General features: G+C 71.6%; 22 protein-coding genes. 11 read left to right on the top strand and 11 right to left on the bottom strand.

Annotated elements, in window-relative coordinates:
• Positions 1-125: 125 nt before the first annotated feature.
• The 5 genes from ACVWWH_RS00840 to ACVWWH_RS00820 all read left to right on the top strand — a co-directional run bounded on the left by ACVWWH_RS00840 (position 126) and on the right by ACVWWH_RS00820 (position 6179).
• Positions 126-1202, top strand: coding sequence for a LacI family DNA-binding transcriptional regulator (locus ACVWWH_RS00840; protein WP_457315278.1), 1077 nt, complete (start codon positions 126-128; stop codon positions 1200-1202).
• A gap of 87 nt (positions 1203-1289) precedes the next feature.
• Positions 1290-2261, top strand: a complete 972-nt coding sequence (locus ACVWWH_RS00835; protein WP_457315277.1) for a 1,4-dihydroxy-2-naphthoyl-CoA synthase — start codon at positions 1290-1292, stop codon at positions 2259-2261.
• Between the two features lie 71 nt (positions 2262-2332).
• Entirely contained in the window at positions 2333-3502 is a 1170-nt protein-coding gene (locus ACVWWH_RS00830; protein ID WP_457315276.1) for an AMP-binding protein, read from the top strand.
• 69 nt (positions 3503-3571) lie between these two features.
• Positions 3572-4453 carry a 1,4-dihydroxy-2-naphthoate polyprenyltransferase gene (locus ACVWWH_RS00825; protein ID WP_066499986.1) on the top strand — a complete coding sequence of 294 codons (882 nt, stop codon included), beginning with the start codon at positions 3572-3574 and terminating at the stop codon, positions 4451-4453.
• Positions 4454-4517: 64 nt separating this feature from the next.
• Positions 4518-6179, top strand: a complete 1662-nt coding sequence (locus tag ACVWWH_RS00820; RefSeq protein ID WP_457315275.1) for a DUF222 domain-containing protein — start codon at positions 4518-4520, stop codon at positions 6177-6179.
• A 7-nt stretch (positions 6180-6186) separates the two neighbouring features.
• On the opposite strand, the gene ACVWWH_RS00815 is transcribed toward ACVWWH_RS00820, so the two are convergent.
• Positions 6187-6708, bottom strand: coding sequence for a DUF4229 domain-containing protein (locus ACVWWH_RS00815; RefSeq protein ID WP_457315274.1), 522 nt, complete (start codon positions 6706-6708; stop codon positions 6187-6189).
• Positions 6709-6733: 25 nt separating this feature from the next.
• On the opposite strand from ACVWWH_RS00815, the gene ACVWWH_RS00810 reads away from it, so the two are divergent.
• A complete protein-coding gene (locus tag ACVWWH_RS00810) occupies positions 6734-6997 on the top strand; it encodes a PLD nuclease N-terminal domain-containing protein (protein WP_066499992.1) in 264 nt (87 codons plus the stop codon).
• A gap of 35 nt (positions 6998-7032) precedes the next feature.
• Here ACVWWH_RS00810 and ccsB read toward each other — a convergent pair whose 3' ends face one another.
• Genes ccsB through ACVWWH_RS00785 form a run of 5 tightly spaced genes read right to left on the bottom strand, consistent with a single transcriptional unit; the run spans position 7033 to position 12003 of the window.
• Positions 7033-8103, bottom strand: coding sequence for a c-type cytochrome biogenesis protein CcsB (ccsB, locus tag ACVWWH_RS00805; protein ID WP_457315273.1), 1071 nt, complete (start codon positions 8101-8103; stop codon positions 7033-7035).
• Positions 8103-9929 carry a cytochrome c biogenesis protein ResB gene (resB, locus tag ACVWWH_RS00800; protein ID WP_457315272.1) on the bottom strand — a complete coding sequence of 609 codons (1827 nt, stop codon included), beginning with the start codon at positions 9927-9929 and terminating at the stop codon, positions 8103-8105. Before resB ends, ccsB begins: the two co-directional genes overlap by 1 nt.
• Positions 9929-10678: a cytochrome c biogenesis CcdA family protein gene (locus ACVWWH_RS00795; RefSeq protein WP_066500000.1), complete on the bottom strand. Its 750-nt coding sequence runs from the start codon at positions 10676-10678 to the stop codon at positions 9929-9931. Before ACVWWH_RS00795 ends, resB begins: the two co-directional genes overlap by 1 nt.
• Entirely contained in the window at positions 10678-11316 is a 639-nt protein-coding gene (locus ACVWWH_RS00790) for a TlpA family protein disulfide reductase (RefSeq protein WP_084249591.1), read from the bottom strand. The genes ACVWWH_RS00795 and ACVWWH_RS00790 overlap by 1 nt, the downstream gene beginning before the upstream one ends.
• Positions 11317-11334: 18 nt before the next feature.
• A complete protein-coding gene (locus ACVWWH_RS00785) occupies positions 11335-12003 on the bottom strand; it encodes a histidine phosphatase family protein (protein ID WP_457315271.1) in 669 nt (222 codons plus the stop codon).
• A 210-nt stretch (positions 12004-12213) separates the two neighbouring features.
• Here ACVWWH_RS00785 and ACVWWH_RS00780 point away from each other — a divergent pair, with 210 nt between their 5' ends.
• Positions 12214-12762 (top strand): YceI family protein, encoded by a 549-nt coding sequence (locus ACVWWH_RS00780; RefSeq protein WP_066500006.1) that lies wholly within the window; start codon positions 12214-12216, stop codon positions 12760-12762.
• A gap of 51 nt (positions 12763-12813) precedes the next feature.
• On the opposite strand, the gene ACVWWH_RS00775 is transcribed toward ACVWWH_RS00780, so the two are convergent.
• The 3 genes from ACVWWH_RS00775 to ACVWWH_RS00765 form a co-directional block, all read right to left on the bottom strand.
• A complete protein-coding gene (locus ACVWWH_RS00775) occupies positions 12814-13680 on the bottom strand; it encodes an SDR family NAD(P)-dependent oxidoreductase (RefSeq protein WP_457315270.1) in 867 nt (288 codons plus the stop codon).
• A 116-nt stretch (positions 13681-13796) separates the two neighbouring features.
• Positions 13797-14153 (bottom strand): SPW repeat protein, encoded by a 357-nt coding sequence (locus tag ACVWWH_RS00770; protein WP_457315269.1) that lies wholly within the window; start codon positions 14151-14153, stop codon positions 13797-13799.
• Positions 14154-14275: 122 nt separating this feature from the next.
• Positions 14276-15055: an SDR family oxidoreductase gene (locus ACVWWH_RS00765; RefSeq protein WP_457315268.1), complete on the bottom strand. Its 780-nt coding sequence runs from the start codon at positions 15053-15055 to the stop codon at positions 14276-14278.
• A gap of 201 nt (positions 15056-15256) precedes the next feature.
• On the opposite strand from ACVWWH_RS00765, the gene ACVWWH_RS00760 reads away from it, so the two are divergent.
• From ACVWWH_RS00760 to ACVWWH_RS00745, 4 genes are all read left to right on the top strand, one after another.
• Positions 15257-15901 (top strand): NADPH-dependent F420 reductase, encoded by a 645-nt coding sequence (locus ACVWWH_RS00760; protein WP_218030570.1) that lies wholly within the window; start codon positions 15257-15259, stop codon positions 15899-15901.
• 139 nt (positions 15902-16040) lie between these two features.
• Positions 16041-16217: a hypothetical protein gene (locus tag ACVWWH_RS00755; RefSeq protein WP_157089140.1), complete on the top strand. Its 177-nt coding sequence runs from the start codon at positions 16041-16043 to the stop codon at positions 16215-16217.
• A gap of 169 nt (positions 16218-16386) precedes the next feature.
• Positions 16387-17259, top strand: a complete 873-nt coding sequence (locus ACVWWH_RS00750) for a hypothetical protein (RefSeq protein WP_457315267.1) — start codon at positions 16387-16389, stop codon at positions 17257-17259.
• Between the two features lie 4 nt (positions 17260-17263).
• Positions 17264-17950 (top strand): hypothetical protein, encoded by a 687-nt coding sequence (locus ACVWWH_RS00745; RefSeq protein WP_457315266.1) that lies wholly within the window; start codon positions 17264-17266, stop codon positions 17948-17950.
• A gap of 78 nt (positions 17951-18028) precedes the next feature.
• On the opposite strand, the gene ACVWWH_RS00740 is transcribed toward ACVWWH_RS00745, so the two are convergent.
• Together ACVWWH_RS00740 and ACVWWH_RS00735 are read right to left on the bottom strand one after the other, a co-directional pair.
• Entirely contained in the window at positions 18029-18781 is a 753-nt protein-coding gene (locus ACVWWH_RS00740) for a redox-sensing transcriptional repressor Rex (RefSeq protein ID WP_457315265.1), read from the bottom strand.
• Between the two features lie 140 nt (positions 18782-18921).
• The gene (locus ACVWWH_RS00735) at positions 18922-19176 is read right to left on the bottom strand and encodes a glutaredoxin family protein (protein WP_457315264.1); all 255 of its coding nucleotides are present in this window, start codon (positions 19174-19176) and stop codon (positions 18922-18924) included.
• Between the last annotated feature and the right edge of the window lie 36 nt (positions 19177-19212).

The raw sequence follows: 19212 nt of genomic DNA, 5'->3' as shown, positions 1-19212 counted from the left end.
TTCCGTTCTGGTAGTGAGACCGGTCTCAGTCAAGGAGGTTGAGACCGGTCTCAACTTCGGGGATGATGTGACTGTACTTACGCCACCGTGTGGCGTCAATCTCTTTTTCCCGATGGGATGGGCATGTGACGAAACGAGAGCAAGGGGTCCGCGAGGCAACGGTCGCCGATGTGGCGCGGGCCGCGGGAGTGTCCAAGGCGCAGGCTGCGAGGGCGCTCGGCGGCTACGGGGCAGTCAGCGAGCAGGTGCTCTCCGTCGTGGTCTCGGCGGCCGAGGAGCTCGGGTACAGGCCCAACCAGCTCGCCCGGAGCATGACCACGGGGCGGTCCAACTCGATTGGGGTCGTGGTCGGGGACATCGAGAACGCCCACTTCGGGCTGGCGCTTCGCGGAATTTCCGACGAGGTGCGGGAGGCTGGGTACACGGTGGTCCTCGTGAACACGGACGAAGACCTGACTGCCGAGGTCGGCGCCGTCCAAGAACTGCTGCAGCAGCGGGTGGCCGGCCTCATCGTCGCACCCTGCTCAAGCACCGAGGCCGCCCACCTGGAGTCTGCGCACGACCACAACCGCACTGTCGTCCTGTTCGACCGCGGCGTCCGCGGATGGGCCCTCGACACCGTCCGCGTCGACTTCGCGGAAGCGGCCCTCCAGGTGGGGCGGCTGCTGCTGGACGCTGGGCACCGTCGGATCGGCTACGTCTCGAGCCTCCGCGTGGAGGAACCGTACGAACAGGGTACGGATCTCGGCCTCTCCCCTGTCGCCGACCGCGTGGGCGGAATCGAGCGGGCGTTCAGAGAGGCCGGGGCGGAGTGGGACCGGAGCCTGGTGAAGCTCAATGCCGCATCCGATGACGCGCTCGCCGCCGCCTGCGCGGACCTGCTCGACCGCCCTGGGCCGGCGACCGCCGTCGTCTGCTCGGACAGCCGGATTGCCCTGGGCGTGCTCGGCCAGATCAAGCGCCGGGGGCTTCGGGTGCCCCAGGACATCTCGGTGGTCGCCTACGACGACTTTCCGTGGACCGAGCTGGTGGAGCCGCCTCTGACCGTCGTGTCACAGCCGGTCTACGACATGGGACGGGAAGCAGCCCGGGCGTTGCTGCGTCGGCTCGGCCACCGCGTTCCTGCGGAACAGCTGCCGCTGAGGGCCCACCTCGTCGAGCGGGCTTCGGTGGGGCCGGCCGCGGGATCGCCCGCGGCCTAGACCTCGGGGGCCCCGAGGCGTCTCGGCGCAGCCCCTGCCCGCCCCTCGGGGCTCCCCTTCTCGCGGCGCCGACTAGACTCCCTTCACGTGACCACCAGTTCCGCGAATGAGCAGCCCGCCCTGCCCGAGAAGGTCTCTGACGTCTTCGACCCCACGCGCTGGCGCGCGGTCGAGGGTTTCGATTTCGAGGATCTGACCTACCACCGGCAGGTCGAGCGGGACTCGAGGGGCGCCGTCGTCCGCGACCTGCCCACGGTGCGGATCGCGTTCAACCGGCCCGAGGTCCGCAACGCGTTCCGGCCCGGCACGGTGGACGAGCTCTACCGCGCCATGGACCACGCCCGCATGACCCCCGACGTCGCCACCGTGCTCCTCACCGGCAACGGCCCCTCCCCCAAGGACGGCGGCCATGCGTTCTGCTCGGGTGGCGACCAGCGCATCCGCGGGCGCGCCGGCTACCAGTACGCCTCCGGCGAGACGGCCGAGACGATCGACCCGGCCCGCGCGGGACGCCTCCACATCCTCGAGGTGCAGCGGCTCATGCGGACCATGCCCAAGGTGGTCATCGCGGTGGTCAACGGCTGGGCTGCCGGCGGCGGCCACTCGCTCCACGTCGTCTCCGACCTCACGATCGCCTCGCGCGAGCACGGGAAGTTCAAGCAGACTGACGCGACCGTCGGCTCGTTCGACGCCGGGTACGGCTCGGCGCTGCTGGCGCGCCAGATCGGGCAGAAGCGGGCCCGGGAGATCTTCTTCCTCGCCCGCGAGTACTCGGCGGAGGACATGGTCGCGATGGGCGCGGTGAACGAGGCGGTGGAGCACGCCCGCCTCGAGGAGGTCGCGCTCGAGTACGCGGCGGACATCGCGCGCCAGTCGCCCCAGGCCGTCCGGATGCTCAAGTTCGCGTTCAACCTCGCCGACGACGGCCTCGCGGGCCAGCAGGTGTTCGCGGGCGAGGCCACGCGGCTTGCGTACATGACGGACGAGGCCGTGGAGGGGCGGGACGCGTTCCTGCAGAAGCGCGACCCCGACTGGTCGAGCTTCCCGTACTACTTCTGACTCCTCAGCCCGGCGGAGGTGACTCCTCGACCCGGCGGACCTGACCCTTCAACGAGAGGCGCACCCACACCGTGAACCTGGACCCCGTGCTCTCAGCCCTCGCCGCCGCGCTCGCGGGCGAGGGCCCAGCAGTCGAGTTCGGGCCCGGCGGCTCGGGCCAGGCCGCGCGCGCCGACGGGTCGGCGCTGCCCGAGGGCACGGCGGTGGTGGTGCGCACGTCGGGCTCGACCGGGCAGCCGAAGGCCACCGCCCTCACCGTCGACGCCCTCGCGGCGTCCTCGGCTGCCACGGCGATGAGGCTCAGGGGCGAGGGGCAATGGCTGCTCGCGCTGCCCCTCGACTACGTCGCAGGCGTGCAGGTCCTCGTCCGGTCCCTGTTCGCGGGGACGCGACCGTGGGCCATGGACCTCACGGCCGGGTTCACGCCGGAGGCCTTCGCCGACGCGGCGGAGGCCCTCACCGATCCGATCCGCCTCACCTCCCTCGTGCCGACCCAGCTGCGCCGCCTGCTCGACGACGGCTCTCCCCGCGTGCTCGCTGCCCTGAACCGCTTCAACGCCGTGCTCCTGGGCGGCGCCGCCATGCCCCCCGACCTCCTGGAACGGGCCCGCGGGGCCGGGGTGCACGTCGTGACGACCTACGGCTCGGCCGAGACCTGCGGCGGTTGCGTGTACGACGGCGTGCCGCTGGACGGCGTCGAGGTGGAACTCGTGGACGGCCGGGTGTGGCTCGGCGGCGAGGTCGTGGCCGCCGGGTACGTGGGCGATCCGGAGCGCACGGCCGAGCATTTCCGCACCGACGGTGACGGCCGCCGGTGGTACCTGAGCTCCGACGTGGGCGAGTTCGGGCCCGACGGCCGCCTGAGGATCCTGGGGCGGGCGGACGACGTCGTCATCACCGGCGGCGTCAAGGCCTCCGCCGCTCGGGTGGCGGCAGCAGTCGAGGGCCTGCCGGGAGTGCGCGAGGCGTTCGTGGCCGGCGTCGACGACCCGGAGTGGGGGCAGGCGCTGGTGGCGGCCGTCGTGCTCGCGGTGCCGGAGGATCGGAACGGTCCGGAGGATCGGGAAGAGCCGGGCGAAGGCACGGTGCCGGAGGACGTCCGGGCCGCGGCCGCAGAGCGGCTCGGCAGGCTCGCGCCCAAGTCCTGGCTGGCGCTTGAGGCGCTCCCGCTCCTGCCCAACGGCAAGCCCGACCGCAGGGCCCTCACCGAGCTCCTGGCCGCCAGGCACCGCAGGCGCTAGCCCGGGGCGCCGGCAGCCGGCGTCATCCATCAGCCTCCACCCACCGACCAGCTTCAGAGGAATCAGCACGTGGCAACACCCGCCCAATGGATCTCCGGCTCCCGGCCGCGCACCCTGCCCATGGCCGTCGCGCCCGTGGTGATCGGCACCGCGGCCGCCTACGGGCTCGGAGCGTTCAAGCCGGTCAATGCCGTGCTGGCCGCGCTCGTCGCGGTGCTGCTCCAGGTCGGCGTGAACTACGCCAACGACTACTCCGACGGGATCCGCGGCACCGACGACGACCGCGTGGGACCTTTCCGGCTCACGGGCTCCAAGGCCGCCGCGCCCGCCCAGGTCAAGCGCGCCGCCTTCATCGCGTTCGGGGCGGCCATGCTGTGCGGGCTCGCCCTCGTGGTGGTCTCGCAGACGTGGTGGCTGCTGCTCGTCGGCGTCGGATGCGTCGCGGCGGCCTGGGGCTACACCGGGGGCAAGAACCCGTACGGCTACCTCGGGCTGGGCGACGTGTTCGTGTTCGTGTTCTTCGGCCTCGTGGCCACGCTCGGCACCACGTACACCCAGGCGGGCACCCTCAGCGCGGCCTCGTGGATCGGGGCCGTCGGCACAGGGCTGATCGCCGACGGGCTCCTGATGGCCAACAACGTGCGCGACATCCCGACGGACGAGCTGGCGGGCAAGCGGACCCTGGCCGTGCGGCTGGGCGACTACAGGGCCCGCAGGGCCTACGTGTGGATGCTCGGCATCGCGGTCCTCGGGCCTCTCCTGCTGGTGCCGTGGAACCCGTGGATGCTGGTCATGCTGCTGCTGGTTCCGGCGTGCCTCACTCCGTCGTGGCTCATGCTCGGCGGGAAGAAGGGGCCCCGGCTCATCCCGGTCCTCCAGCAGACGGGCTTCATCAACCTCGGCTACGCCGGGCTGTTCACGGTGGCCGTGGTGCTGAGGACCCTGTTCTAGGCGCCCTGTGGGGGGGCACCGACGGCCAGCGAGAAGTGTCGTAGGTGCGTCCTAGCATCGTTCCATGAGCATCGGACGTGAGTTCGAGGAGTCCGCCGGCTCCGCCGAAGGGGGCGGCGCGTGGTGGGCAGCCCTCGAGCTCCAGGCGATTCGCGAGGCTGACGAGGCCGACGCCGCCGCGGGAGGCCCGGTAAAGCCCTCGCCGTGGCTGCTCAGCGCCTGGGAACGTCGCGACGATCCTTCGACGCGGCCACTTCGGCGACCCGGGCCCGATCCCGAACTGCTGGACATCATTGCCGCCGATGCCGAAGCCGAGGCCGAAGCCGGCGCGGCGGCGGGCGAGCAGCCGGAGGCCGGGCACCGCGGGCCCACGGCCCAGCACGCCCTCCCCGACGTCGGCCTCCCCTCCCCCGCCGCGATCGTGGCGGATATCGGGGCAGAGGCCGCGCAGGTCCTGATCGCCCGTCTGGAGCGACTCGACCGCGAGAACGCCTCACGAGCCGCCGAACGCCTCCTGACGCTCGCCTCGCTCGCGCGGGCGGTCGGCGGCTCGTCGGACGATCCCTTCCGCCGCCTCGGCGCCGCCTCTCTTGCCGCGTCCGAGGTCGCGGCCGCCCTGAACCTCTCAGCACGCACGGCAAAGGGCATGGTCACCGAGGCTCTCGAACTCTCCCGGCCCGCCTGGCGCCCCCTGGTCGATGCCATGCACGCAGGGCTCCTCCCGCAGCGCCGCGTCCGGACGGTCCTTGACGCCGCAACGCCGATTCCGCCGGAACGCCTGGCGGCCTTCGTCGCGGAGGCTGTCGCCGTCGCAGTCCCCACCGGCCCCGACGGCAGCCTCGACGCCGATCGACTGCTGAGCCCGGGAGCTCTTGGGCGGCAGCTCCGGCGGGTGGCCGAGCGGCACGCCGTCGAGCCGCTTGCCCTCCGCAGGGCCAAGGCCCGTGAGCACCGCCGCGTGGACATCGAGCCCGCCGGCGACGCGATGTGCTGGCTCACGGCCTATCTGCCGCTCGAGGACGCCGCTGCGATCGACACCCGCCTGGAGAGCATGGCGCGTTCCCTGCAGAGCGCCTCGGAGGGCCGCACGCTCCCCCAGCTCCGGGCCGACGTGTTCGCGGACCTCCTCACCGCTGCCCTCACCGCTGACGGGCGGCCCGCGGCGGGGCCCCGCGCCCAGATCATCGCCACGGTCCCGCTGGGCACCCTTGAGGGCTCCGGGAGCGCTCCCGGAGAGATCCTCGGCTACGGGCCCCTCGATCCGGACGCAGCCCGCCTCCTGGCCTCGCAGGCGGCCACGTGGACCCGACTGTGGGTCGACCCCGGGACCGGCGCGCCCCTTGCGCTCGGCCGCACACGCTACAGACCGAGCGCTGCGATGCGCCGGCAGCTCAGCGCCCGGAACGTGGTGTGCCGGTTCCCCGGATGCGACAGGCCGTCGACAGCGACGGAAGCCGACCACACCACGGCTTGGGCGAGCGGCGGCGAGACCAGCACAGGGAACCTCGCCCTCCTGTGTCGGGAGCACCATCGGCTCAAGAGCGAGGGCCACTGGAGGGCTCGGCAGATCGGGCGCCCGCAGGCTGGCCCAGCGGCCCCCTCGCACGGCTCACCGACATCGCCCGCGCAGCGCTCCGCGGCACCTCCAGGGACGATCGAATGGACCTCCCCAGCCGGCCGGCGCTACATCACCTACCCCGAGAGCGACCCACCGCCACCGTTCTAGCGTGGGATTAGGAGGCAGTCCCCTGCTCGCCGGAGTCCTGGGCCTTCAGGTCCTCGGTTTTCAGGTCCTCGGCCTTGCGGCCCTCGGTCTTGCGGTCCTCAGTCCTGCGGCCCTGGGACGCAGGCTCGCGCAGGGCCCCGTGGCCCTGGACGTCCGTGTCGCCCTCGGCCCTGTCGCCTTCGGCCTTCCAGCCTTCGGCGCTTGGGTTCTCCTCACCCTCGGCGCTTGGGTTCTCGTCGCCCTCGTACTCGGCTTCCTCGTCGGCCCGCTGCGCCTCGTCGAGCGCGTCCTCCACCTCGGCGTCGGCAAGCTCGCGCTTGGAACGCACCTGCTTGCGGCCGCCGAAGACGTCGCGGACTTCGCTCGCGGCCGCATTGCGCTGCCGAGTCAGGAACAGGAAGTTGATGGCGAAGGCGATGAGCACGGCATAGATGGCCGAGAGGACTACCCCGATGCGCAGCACCATGAAGACGGCGAACGGCACAACGAAGAGGACGGCGCGGAGGAGGAAGTACTTGAGGGATGCCACTGGACGAGTTTACTAAAATGGTCCTATGATCCGCGTCCTGCCCTGGCTCATCGTCCTGGTCGCATGGCTCTACGGCATGGTGGACTGCGCGTTGAGTGACCGCCGCGCCGTCCGGGGCGGCATCTCGAAGACGCTCTGGTTCCTCATCTCGGTCCTGCCCGCCGTGGGCACCGTCCTGTGGTTCGTGTTCGGGCGCCCGCGGGGCACCACGCCGCCGCGCGGCAGCAACGGAAAGGGCCGCCGCCCGATGGCACCGGACGACGACCCTGACTTCCTCCGCGGGCTCTGAGCCCGCGGCCTTGGAGCGGAGCTCTTCCGCGCCGCTCAGCCGGCGCTGACGCCGCCGTAGGAGTGCAGGCCCGAGAAGTAGATGTTGACCACGGTGAAGTTGAAGATCACGCACAGGTAGCCGACGATCGACAGCCAGGCCGCGCGGGCACCCGTCCAGCCGCGGGTCGCGCGGGCGTGGAGATAGGCCGCGTACACGACCCAGATGACGAAGCTCCAGACCTCCTTGGTGTCCCAGCCCCAGAAGCGGCCCCAGGCCTTCTCGGCCCAGATCGAGCCGAACATCACGGTCAGCGTCCAGCCCACGAAGGCGATGGTGTTGATCCGGTAGGACAGCGCCTCGAGGGTCAGCGAGCTGGGCACCAGGCGCATGAACGACCCGGTGTCGAGGCCGCCGGCGGCGATCTTCGCCTCGCGCCGGCTCTGCAGGAGCTGCAGGACGGCCATCGAGAACGTCAGCGTGAACAGCGCCGAGGAGAGCACGGCGATCGAGACGTGGATGACGAGCCAGTAGCTCTGCAGGGCGGGGACGAGGTGCCCCACCGGGATGTAGAACGCGACCGCCGCGGCCACCATCATGACCACGGCGAGGCCGAGCACGAACGTGCCGAGGAAGCGCAGGTCCCGGCGGATGAGCACCACGAGGAAGACCGCGACGACGAGGAAGGCGCCGGTGGTGCAGAACTCGTACATGTTGCCCCACGGCACGCGGCCGGCCGCGATGCCTCGACTCAGCACGCCCGCGGCGTGGATGACGAGGCCGAGGATGCTCAGCGCGACGCCGACGCGGGCGCCCTTGCGGCGGGAGCGGTACTTGAGGTCGGAGTCAGCCACCTCAACCGTCCCGGCGCCCGCATTCTTCGGCGACGCCGGGGTGGCCGCGCTGCCGCTGCCGCCCCCGGCGCCGGCCAGCACCGACTGCTTGGCCTCGGCCTGCGCGGCAGCCTCCGCCTTCTGCCCGGCCAGCAGGGCGGCGTCACGCTGGCCGACCTTGCCGCTCGTGGCCATGTCCCACGCGAAGGCGAGGAACGCGACGACGTACGTTCCGGCGGCAAGCAGCATGAACAGCTCGCTGTACGCACCGAGAGTGAAATTGATCTGCGGCATCAGGCGTCCTTCTGAGTACTGGCCGAGGTGGTTGTTGTACTGGCCGATGTGTCTGTGGTGGCCGATGTGGATTTCGCGTTCTTAGTCTGCGCCCCGGGGCCGTCGCCGGGAACGTCCCAGGCCTTGGCGAGTGCGGCGCGCACGGCCCGCCCCTCGGCCGCGAGGCCGCCGTGGTCTTCACCACGGGTGAGGAGGCCGTACTCGACCATGGTGCGCCCGTCCTCGTGCTGGCCCACGCGCACCCACAGGCGGCGCCGGGTCAGGAAGAGGGAGCAGATGAGGCCGGCGAGGGAGAACAGGGCGAAGCCGAGGGCCCATTCCTGTCCCGGGTTGTGGTGGATGTCGAGGGCCACGTAGCGCTTGAGGCCGTCGAAGGTGATCGACCCCTGGCCGTTCGGCATGGTGTAGGACTGCCCGGCGCCGAGCACGATGCCCCCGGCAGGCTTGTCGCGCCCATTGACCTGGGTCAGCTTGGCGACGTCGAGCGCGTAGACGTTCTGGGGCTTCCCCTTGTCCAGCCCGAGGTCTCCCGCATAGGAGTTGAGGTTGAGCTGGACGTTGAGCGGATCGGGGTCTGCGCTGAAGGCGACGTTGTTGGCGCCCTTCTCAGCCGTGGGGAGGAAGAATCCCACGAACCCGAGCTGGGTGGGCTTGGCGTCGGGGACCTTGATGACGATCGTCGAGGTGTAGACGGAGTCGGTCGGGATGGCCGGGACGGGACCCTGGAACGCGACCTTCCCGTCGCCGCCGCGGACCGTCACCACCGGCGCGTAGCCGTTGCCGACCAGGTACACGTCGGTGGCCCCGATCGAGATCGGGTCGTTGACCTTGAGGTCCTGCTGCCGCTCGGGATCCGAGGGGGAATCCCTCGTGGTCACGTGCGCGGTGAAGTCGAGCGGCTGTCCGAACTGCTTGACCGACTCGCGGTCGTAGCGGACGTCGAACTTGTCCAGGTGGACGGAGTACGGCGCGAGCCAGCTGGACTGGAAGTCGGTGCCGGGGTTGAACGTGTCGTACCCGACGAGGGTGTTGACGAAGGTCTCGCCCTCGATCAGGGTGCGCTGGCCGCTGTAGCCGAACAGGCCGCCGATCGCGACCGAGACGAGCACCCCGACGAGTCCGGAGTGGAAGCAGAGGTTGCCGAGTTCCTTGAGGTAGCCCTTCTCGGCCCCCACGGAGTGGAAGGCCGAGTGGAAGGCGGACGCACGACGGCGGGCACCGCCGTCGTGCGCGTCCGTCGCCTCGGCCTCGGGCGCGGCAGGGCGGAGGTCCACGCGGTAGCCGCGCTTCTTCAGGAGCGCCGCAGCCTGCTCGGCGGCGTCAGCGGCTGCCAGGCCGCGCTCGGCGGGGACCACGAGCGTGCCGTAGACCGGCAGGCGGGAGAGGCGGGCGGGGGTGCGCGGGGGCTTCGAGCGCCAGGACTTCCAGTGGGCGATGGCGCGCGGGACCACGCAGCCGATCAGCGAGATGAACAGCAGCAGGTAGACGGCCGAGAACCAGACGGAGGAGTAGACGTCGAACATCTGGAGCTTGTCCAGGATCGGGCCGTAGTCCGCGTGGTCCTTGAGGTACTGGGTCACGATGGCCGGGTTCGTGGGCCGCTGGGGGAACAGCGACCCGGGGACTGCGGCGACGGCCAGGAGCAGGAGGAGGAAGAGCGCCGTCCGCATGCTCGTCAGCTGGGTCCAGGCCCAGCGGAGCATGCCCACCACGCCTAGGGCGGGCAGTGCGACGTCGGTGCGCGCCGCCTGCCTGCCCTTGCGGCCCTTGGCGGGCTTGGGGCTCTTCTTCTCCTGGTTGTCAGGCTTTGACTTCGTCTCACTCATCAGACGGGCAGCTCCACGGTTCCGATCCAGATCTGCAGCTGGCTGATCCAGTAGGTCCAGACGCCGGAGACCATGAGGACTCCGACGAGGATCAGCAGGCCGCCGCCGGCTCCCTGGAGGGCGCGGCGATGCTTCTTGAAGAACGCCATGGCCCCGAGGCCGCGGCGCAGGCCCAGGGCGATGAGCAGGAACGGCACACCGAGCCCGAGGCAGTAGACGAAGGTCAGCAGGGCGCCCTTGTACGCGCTCGGGCCGTCGGAGAACGCGAGCACCTGCACCGCCGCGAGGGTCGGGCCGATGCACGGGACCCAGCCGAGGCCGAACGTGATGCCGAGGAGCGGGGCGCCCCAGAGTCCGGCGGGCGGCCGGGCGTGGACGCGCGCCTCCCGCTGGAAGATGCCGAGGCCGCCCATGAAGACGATCCCCATGAGCACGACGACGATCCCCAGCACCCTCGTGAGCCATCCGGAGGAGATGGCGAGCCATGAGCCGAGCTGGCCGAACACGGCACCGGTCGCGACGAACACTGCGGTGAAGCCGAGCACGAACAGGCCGATCCCGGCGACCATGCGGCCGCGGCGCTGCTTGGCCAGGTCCACGCCCGTCAGCCCGGTCACGTACCCGAGATAGCCGGGCACGAGCGGGAGGACGCACGGGGAGAGGAAGGAGACGACGCCCGCGAGCAGGGCCACGGGCAGCGCGAGCAGGAGGGAGCCGTTGAGGACGGTATCGCTGAAGATCCCGCCCACTACTCGGCCGCCGCGGACGTGATGAGGGCCTTGAGGGTGCCCTTGTCGAGCTGGCCGAGCACGCGCGAGGCCACGCGGCCCTGCTTGTCGAGCACGATCGTGGTGGGCACGGCGCCGGGCGGGACGGCCCCGGACATCGCGAGGAGGACCTGTCCGTCCTTGTCGTTGAAACTCGGGTAGGTGAGCTTGAAGCTCTGCTCGAAGGCCTGCGCCGTGCCCTGCTCGTCGCGCAGGTTGACGCCGTAGAAGGCCACGCCCTGAGGCTTGAATTCGGTGTGCAGCGCCTCGAGCTCGGGCGCCTCGAGACGGCAGGGGGCGCACGCGGCGAACCAGAAGTTCAGCACCGTCACGTGGCCTGCGAAGTCCTTGGAGCTGACCTTCGTGCCGTCGTAGAGCGTGCCCGTGAAGTCGACCGGCGGCTTGCGGGAGTCCTTCGCATACTCGGTGACCGAGCCATCGCCCGCCACGTAGTTCTTGTTGTCCCCCGCCCGCGCCTGCTGGGCGAGCGGGTCGGAGGCGGCGCAGCCCGAGAGCACGGCGGCAAGTCCGACCGCCGCCGCCGCGGCGAGCAGCCGCCGGCGGGTCGGGCGGCCGGGAACGGCGGGGGCGGATCGGGGGGACAGCTCGGCGCGGGACATCTGGTGCTCCTGGGGCATTCAGGCCCCCGGGGTCGTGGCCGCGCCGGGCAGCAGCCGGGCGGCGGGCTCGGTGTAGCGGACGGCAGTGACGGCGCCCGTGAGGGTGTCGATCGTGAGGGACGTGAGGGAGGCGAGCGTGCACTCGCGCTTGCGGGGATCGTGGGGCAGCGGCCTGCCCTCAGCCTTCAGGCGGGCCATCCAGATGGGCAGCTGGTGCGCCACCAGGATGGCCTCCGCACCGTCGCCGCCCAGCTCGGCGGCCCGGCGCGCGGCGTCCCGTGCGGCCTCGAGGACCCGGGCCGCCTGCTTCTCGTAGGGCTCGCCCCAGGAGGGACGGAGCGGGTTCACCAGGTAGGGCCAGTGCTTCGGCTTGAGGAGCTCGCGCGGGGTGACCTTGAGCCCCTCGAAGTGGTTCTCGGCCTCGATGATGCGTGGCTCGGTCCGGACCACGAGGTTGAGGACCTTGGCGCTCGGCTCGGCCGTCTCCTGGGCCCGGGTCAGCGGCGACGCCGCGAGCAGGACCACCCGCGCGCCGTCGAGCGCGCGCTGGGCGAAGTGGGACGCGACCGTGTTGGCCATCTGCCGGCCGAGCTCGGACAGGTGGAAGTCCGGCAGCCGGCCGTAGAGCACGCCGGCGGGGTTGTAGACCTCGCCGTGGCGCAGCAGATGGACGGTCGAAGAGGGCATGGCTCCAGTTTCTCAAACGTGGTGGGCGGCCGTGAAATCGCGGGAGACGGCCCTGCCCGCGATTCTACAAAGGGTAGAACTATCACGCCCACCCTAGAGTTCCCTGTGTAACCCCTGCCACAGGGGGTTGCGGTCCATGCAGATGCATGTTTTTATTGAGTCAGCGGTTAGTTGACGCTTCAATCAAAACCCCACTCAGGAGGAACCACAGTGACTCTGCCCCACGGCCTCACCCCCGGAACCTGGACCCTCGACGGCGCGCACAGCGAGATCGGCTTCACCGTCCGCCACGCCGGCATCTCCAAGGTGCGCGGCCGCTTCAACGACGCCACCGCCACCGTGTCGGTCGGCTCGACCGCCGCGGACACCACCGCCACCGCCGTCGTCAAGACCGCATCCTTCGACTCCGGCGACGCCAACCGCGACGGCCACGTGAAGGGCGCCGACTTCTTCGACGTCGAGAAGTTCCCCGAGATGACCTTCGAGGCCACCTCCATCGAGGCGAAGGGCGACGAGTTCGACGTCACCGGCAACCTCACCATCAAGGGCGTCACCCAGCCCGTCACCATCGAGACCGAGTTCAACGGCGTCGCCGTCGATCCCTTCGGCGCGACCCGCGCGGGCCTCTCCGGCGAGACGACGATCTCCCGCAAGGACTTCGGGCTGACCTGGAACGCGGTCCTCGAGGCCGGCGGTGTCCTCGTGTCCGACAAGGTCGTGATCACCCTGGACCTCGCGTTCGTCGCGCCCCAGGCCTGATCGATCCTCGCCGGCCGCTCCCGGCCGGCACCCCCGATGGCTCCGCAGCGTTCAGCCCCTCGTGGAGCCGTCCACCACAGTGACCTCGAGCGGCATGCGGTGAGCCCTGCGGAGGCGCCCGGCCAGGAGGTTGCGCAGTCCGCGGGCCACCAGCGTCGGGCCCCGCAGGTCGCGGAACTCGGCGGCCTCGGTGGTGACCAGGCGGAGCAGGGGGCGCGCGGCGTCGTCGGGGGTCTGTCCCCACAGGCCCACCACGACCTGCAGCGCCCCCAGCCGCTGCTCGTAGCCGCGCTGGGAGGAGACGTGGCCCAGCAGGTCCGTCATGACGAGGCCGGGATTCAGCCCGTGGACCCGGACCCCGGTGCCTTTCGTCTCCAGCTGCAGCGTCTCGGTGAACTGGCGGACCCAGCGCTTGCTCGACGCGTAGGCGTTCTGCTGCGCCACCGGTCCGCGGTCGCCCTGCCCGTAGAGGTTGACGAGGTCGCCGTGGCCCTGGGCGAGGAATACCGGGAGGGCGGTGCGGGCCCCGTGGAAGGTGCCGAGGATATTGGTGCGGACCACGCGCTCGAAGTCGTCCGGCGGGGTGGAGGCGGTGGGTCCGTAGATGCCCGAGGTCCCCGCGTTGTTCACCCAGATGTCCACCGTGCCGTAGCCGAGTGCCTCGTCCCGGAGCGCCTCGACGTCGGCCAGAGAGCCCGTGTCGCAGCGGCGCCCGTGCACCGCAAGGCCTTCCGCCTGGAGCAGGTCCCTGGCTGCCCGAACGTGGGCCTCCGATCTGGAGGCGATCACCACGGTGGCGCCGTGCCGGCCCAGCAGCCGTGCCATGGCGAGCCCGAGGCCCCGGGTCGACCCGGTCACCACGGCCACGCGGCCCTCCAGATCGGCCCGTGCATCCGTGCTTCCGGCCCGAGCGCCCATGGTCCCTCCGTCATTGCGCCAGCGGGAAGACGTTCCCCGACGGCGGCCGCGGAGCTCGTCGGCTGCGGTGTCCACAGCGCAGGCAAGCGGGCGGCCGCCCCGGGCTCCAGTGCGCCTCAGTGCGAGGGGATCGTCCGGTGGTGTGCCTCCATGGCCGGACGGATGGCTGCCGCGGTCACGCCGGCCGCCACGATCCCGGCGATCCAGGACGTCCACGCCGCACCGGTGTGGTCGGAGTAGGCGCCCATCCAGGGCGAGGCGAAGAGCAGCACGCCCACGGCGCACTGCGCGTACTCGAGCCACGGGGTACCGGGCATCGACAGGTTCAGCACGGCCGCGACGACCAGCAGGAGGCCGAAGACCACCATGAGGGTCGTCGAGGTGCTTGTCTGAGCGGTCCACAGGACCGCGATCGCGGCATAGAGGCCGCAGACGCCCGCGACGTAGTCTTCCCACCGCGTCCATCTGTTCATTGCTCTTCCTTTCCCTTCTTCCTTCCCGGGGCGGAAGCCCCTCGGGATCTGCCCCGGCTTCCGGGGCAGATGCTGTGGATGCCCGTCCAGCGGCGGGTGCTCTCGGGTGCGGCCTTCGGGGCTCACCAGACGGCGTCGCCGCGGAGGACGGCGTCGCTGCCGCCGTCGACGTAGACGATCTGGCCGCAGAGGTGGGTGTTCTCCTCGCCGCCGAGCCACGCCAGCGCACGGGCCACGACCATCGGCTCGGCGATGCCGTTCAGGGGCATCGGCACCCTCTCCAGCAGCGCGCGGCGCTGCTCCGCCGTCGAGATCATCGCGGCGGTCATGGGTGTGGCGATGATCCCCGGAGCCACGGCGTTGAGGGGTATCCCCGCCCCCGCCCAGTCCGCCGATGCCGCCCGGCGGCGGACCCAACGCGAGAGCGCGAGCTTCGTCGAGGAGTAGATCAGGCCGGTGGTCTCGGCGGCCTTGGCGAGAACCTCTGCGCGGGCCAGCGCCGCCGGCTCGTCCTCGGCCGTGAGCAGCGAGACCAGTTCCGCATCGCTCGGCAGGAGCGCCGCCATCGAGGAGACCAGCACGGCCCTGGGCGACGGCGAGCCGGACAGCAGGGGGCGGAGTCCCTCGAGCGTGGCGAGGGCTCCGAAGAAGTTCACAGCAACAGTGGCCGGCGTGGGGGCTGCAAGCCCCGCAATGGCGTACACGGAGTCGACCCGGCCGCCGCTGAGGTGGCGCACGCCCTCGACCATGGCGTCACGGCCGCCGGCTCCCGAGAGGTCGGCGACCACCTCGGCGTCACGGACGTCGACGCCGATGACGTTCTCGCCCCGCTGTCCGAGCAGCTCACGGGTGGACCTGCCGATGCCCGACGCCGACCCCGTCACCACTGCTGTCCGAGGCATGATCCGCTCCTTCTGGCGCGAGGATCCCCGTGTCCCACTCTCGGGCCCTCCGCGGGGGGCGGGCCAGAGTCGAAGGGCCTGACGGCGCCCCTGCTGCGGCGCCGGACCTGCGAGCGCCGTGCGAGTGGCCTTAGGCCCTACCTGCTGCGCGGGCGCAGACCTACCCTCGGTGCCATCAGGCCAGCGATCGAGGAGGCAGACGTGAGCGCTGAGGTCACGATCATCGGCAGCGGACGGATGGCACGGGGGCTGGCGCAGATGGCTCTGCGCGCCGGCCGCGCAGTCCAGATCCTGGGCCGGGATGGCAGCCAGACCCGCGACCTCGTCGAGTCCCTGGGGGCGGGCGCCAGCGGCGGAATCATCGGCGCCCCCGTCGAGGGGGGCCTCGTGGTCCTGGCCGTCCCGTACAGGGAAGTCGCGAACGTGGTGCGCGAGCTCGGAGACGGGGTGGACGGGCGCGTCGTCGTGGATATCGCGAACCCCGTGGACGTCTCGACCTTCGACCGGCTGCTCACGCCGGCGGGAACGTCGTCGGCCGAGGAGGTCGCCGTGATGGTCCGGGGCCGGGCCGAGGTGGTCAAGGCCTTCAACACGGTCTTCGCCTCGACCTTGGAGTCTGGCTCGGTGGGAGGCCAGCATCTGGATGTCTTCATTGCGGGCGATTCCGAAACGGCCAAGGAGAAGGTGAGCGCCCTGGTCGCCAAGTCCGGGATGCGGCCGATCGATGCGGGGCCCCTGCGCCGATCGCGTGAGCTGGAGGCCTTCATGCTCCTCGTCTTCGGCCTCCAGGTGAGCCCGGCCCATGAGAACTTCAATTGGGACACCTCCCTGAGGATCTTCCCCTAGGCGGTCGCGGGTAGGTCGGCCCGCGCGGGACGATCTGCGCGGCGGACGGTTGAGACTCGCGACGGTGGGTAGCTGACGTGGGTACCCCGGAATGAGGAACCCCGGGGGGTTCGCTGACGCAGATGAAGGGAACCCGACCATGGCACACGAGCCGCTCGAACTGGCCTTTGCCTTCTTCGAAGCGTCCCAGAGGGAGGGCACCAGCTCCGCCGAAATCGCAGGATGCCTCGAACAGGCCCGCACTACGGCACTGTTGAGCATCGCAGAAAGCCTTGCCGTCATCGCGGCGGCAACGGTGGACGAACCGGCCCACTGACCGCCGGCCCGACGCGGGCCGGAGGCGCAGTGCGTCCGCCGCGCGCGGCACGCCCTCACTGGCGACAGGAGGGGTGCCGGGCCGGTGCCCTCTGGCGATACAGTGGGGTCAACGCGGCGGGGGCGCGTGGACGCTCCCCCGTCGGGCCACCTTCAACGATTGGACCCGCATGAGCACGCCCCCTGTCCCCCCGAACGGCGCCGAGCAGCACCACGGGGATCAGAAGCCCGGGCCCGAGCAGGCCGGGCCAGGACAGGCGGGGCCCGGCGACCACGGAGGCCCGGCCGCCAGGCCCGCCCCCCGGTACGGGCAGTACGCCCCCGGGTTCGGGGAGGGGCAGCAGCCCCCCGCCTACGGACAGCAGCAGCCGCCCGCCTACGGACAGCAGCAGCCTCCGGCCTACGGACAGCAGCCCGGCTACGGCCAGCAGCAGCCCCCGGCGTACGGGCAGCAGCCCGGCTACGGCCAGCAGGGCGGCTACGGCCAGCCGTGGCAGCAGCCCGCCGCCCCCGGGTACGGCGCCCCGGGCTTCGGCGTGCCGAGCCCCGAGGCCCAGCGCACGGCGGTCCGCCGGGCGTCCCTGCTGATCTTCATCACGGCGGCCGCCGAGGTCGTCATCGGCTTCTTCGCCACGTTCGTCACACTGAACACGCCCACGTCCGCGCTCCGGAACCTCTTCGACGACGCCGGCGGCGCGTCGTCGGGCATCACCTTCGAGCAGTTCCGCCAGATCATCAGCACCTTCGTGTGGCTCGCCATGGCAGGGGTCGTGGTCAACGCCGCCGTGCTCGTGCTCTGCGGGGTGTTCCTGATGCGGGGCCGGCGCTGGGCGCGGATCCTCGGGACCGTCTTCCTCTGCCTCACCCTCGGCGCGTTCCTCGCGGGCGGGGTCTTCTCCCTCATCACCATCGGCCTCGCGGTCGCCTCGGTCGTTCTCCTGTTCCGGCCTGCGGTGACGGCCTTCCTCGCCGCCCAGAACCAGTTCGCCAACCCCTACACCACCCCGAAGGGACCCACCTTCGGCAACCCCTACGGACAGTGACGCCATGAGCCAGCAGCCCACGCCGCCCCCGTACCAGTCCGGCCCCCCGGCGTACCAGCCGGGGCCCCCTCCGCACGGAGCGCCGGACTACGGCCCTCCCCCGCCGCAGGGCTCGTACCAGGGTCCTTGGCCGAGCCAGCTGCCCAGCGGATCCTTCCCCGGGATGCCCGCCGTCGGCATCGCCCGCCCGCTGACCATCACGCTCGCGGTCTGGTTCCTCATCGCGAGCTCCGTCGCACCGCTCGCGGGGATCCCGGCGATCGTCGACTGGATGGGCACCTACATGCACACCGCCCTCATGCAGTCCACCACGCGGGCCAACCGGGCCAGCGCGGTCGCCTTCGCCAGCCAGTTCACGGCCATCATGACCCCCGTGCTGTGGATCTCCGCGCTCATCGGCGTCGCGGTCACCGTGCTGCTCGCGCTCGGGATCCGGGCCGGCATGAACTGGGTGCGCATCCTGCTGACCGTGTTCGCGGGCCTCTCGCTCCTCGGCTACGTGGTCAACTTCGCCATCGCCACGGCGCTCCCGACCGCGCGCACCTTCCCCCTGCCGGCCTTCGTGTACGTGCTCGGGTTCCTCTCCGCGGCCCTGTACATCGCCGCGGCGGTGCTCACGTGGCTGCGCCCCTCGAGCCAGTACATCGCCGCGCGCCGTGCGGCCAAGCTCGGCGGCGGCTACCTGCGCTGAGCACGCGGCGCCCCGGCGTGCCGGCGCCCCCGCTTCCTGACGCCCCGCGGGAGTCGGCGCACGACGCCGGCCCCCACCTCAGGCGGGCTGCCCGCCCGGGTGGGGGGCGGCGTCGTACCTCGGGTCGGGGTCCGAAGAGGCCCCCGTCTCCCCTCCGGCCTCCCCGCGCTGGGCGTGGTAGGCGAGGATCTGGAGCTCGGTGGCCATGTCCACCTTCCGCAGCGTCACTCCGGGCGGCACCTGGAGGATCGTCGGCGCGAAGCTGAGGATGCTGCGGACGCCCGCCGCGACGACGCGGTCGCACACGGCCTGGGCCACGGACGCCGGGAGGGCGAGGACCGCCATGTTCGCGCGGGTGCGCTGGAAGACGGCCTCGAGGTTGGCCGCGTCGGAGATCCGGAGCCAGCCGATCTCGTTGCCGATGATCTGCGGGTCCGTGTCGAGCAGCGCGACGACGTCGAAGCCGCGGGTGCCGAAGCCGCCGTAGCGGGCCAGGGCACGGCCGAGGTTGCCGGCGCCCACGATCGCGACCCGCCAGTCGCGCGTCAGGCCGAGCGCCACGGAGAGGTGCTGGCGGAGGTTCTCGACCTCGTACCCCACGCCGCGCGTGCCGTAGGAGCCGAGCTGGGAGAGGTCCTTGCGCAGCGTCGCGGAGCTGACGCCGGACGCCTCGGCGAGTGCGTCCGAGGAGACCCGGTCCACGCCGTCCGCCAGGAAGGAGTTCAGCGCGCGCAGATAGACGGTCAGGCGGGAGACGACCGCGGGCGGAAGCTGCTTCCCGTCGGGCGCGGGCGCGGCGCCTCGGCTCCCCGACTGGGACCGTCCTGCCACTGCCACCTCATTCCCTCGCGGGCCTTGCGCCTGTCGCGCGATACGCTCGGTCGCCGCCGTCTGGGCGGCCCCATTCACTCTAGGACCGGGGCGGGGCGGCCGCCAAAAGGGCTGCGGGGCGCCGGGCCGGGCGCTGGGACTCAGTCCTGGCGGGCCGCCTCGACGGTCCGGCGCAGGCGGGCCTCGTTGATCCGCCAGAAGTCGCGCTGGACCCCGTCGACGAGCACCACGGGCACCTCCTCGGCGAAGCGGTCGTGCAGGGCCGGGTCGTCATCGATGCTGCGCTCCTCCCAGCCGAGGCCGGCGTCCGACGCCACCCGTCCGACCACGTCCCGCGCCGCCTCGCAGAGGTGGCACTGGCTCTTCGTCACGAGGACGATCTCGGGGATGCGCATGCCTCCACGGTAGCGCGCGACCGTGGCGGAGCCGTG

It is taken from the genome of Sinomonas sp. RB5 (assembly GCF_054063535.1).
This window is presented reverse-complemented; position numbering and strand designations above follow the sequence as displayed.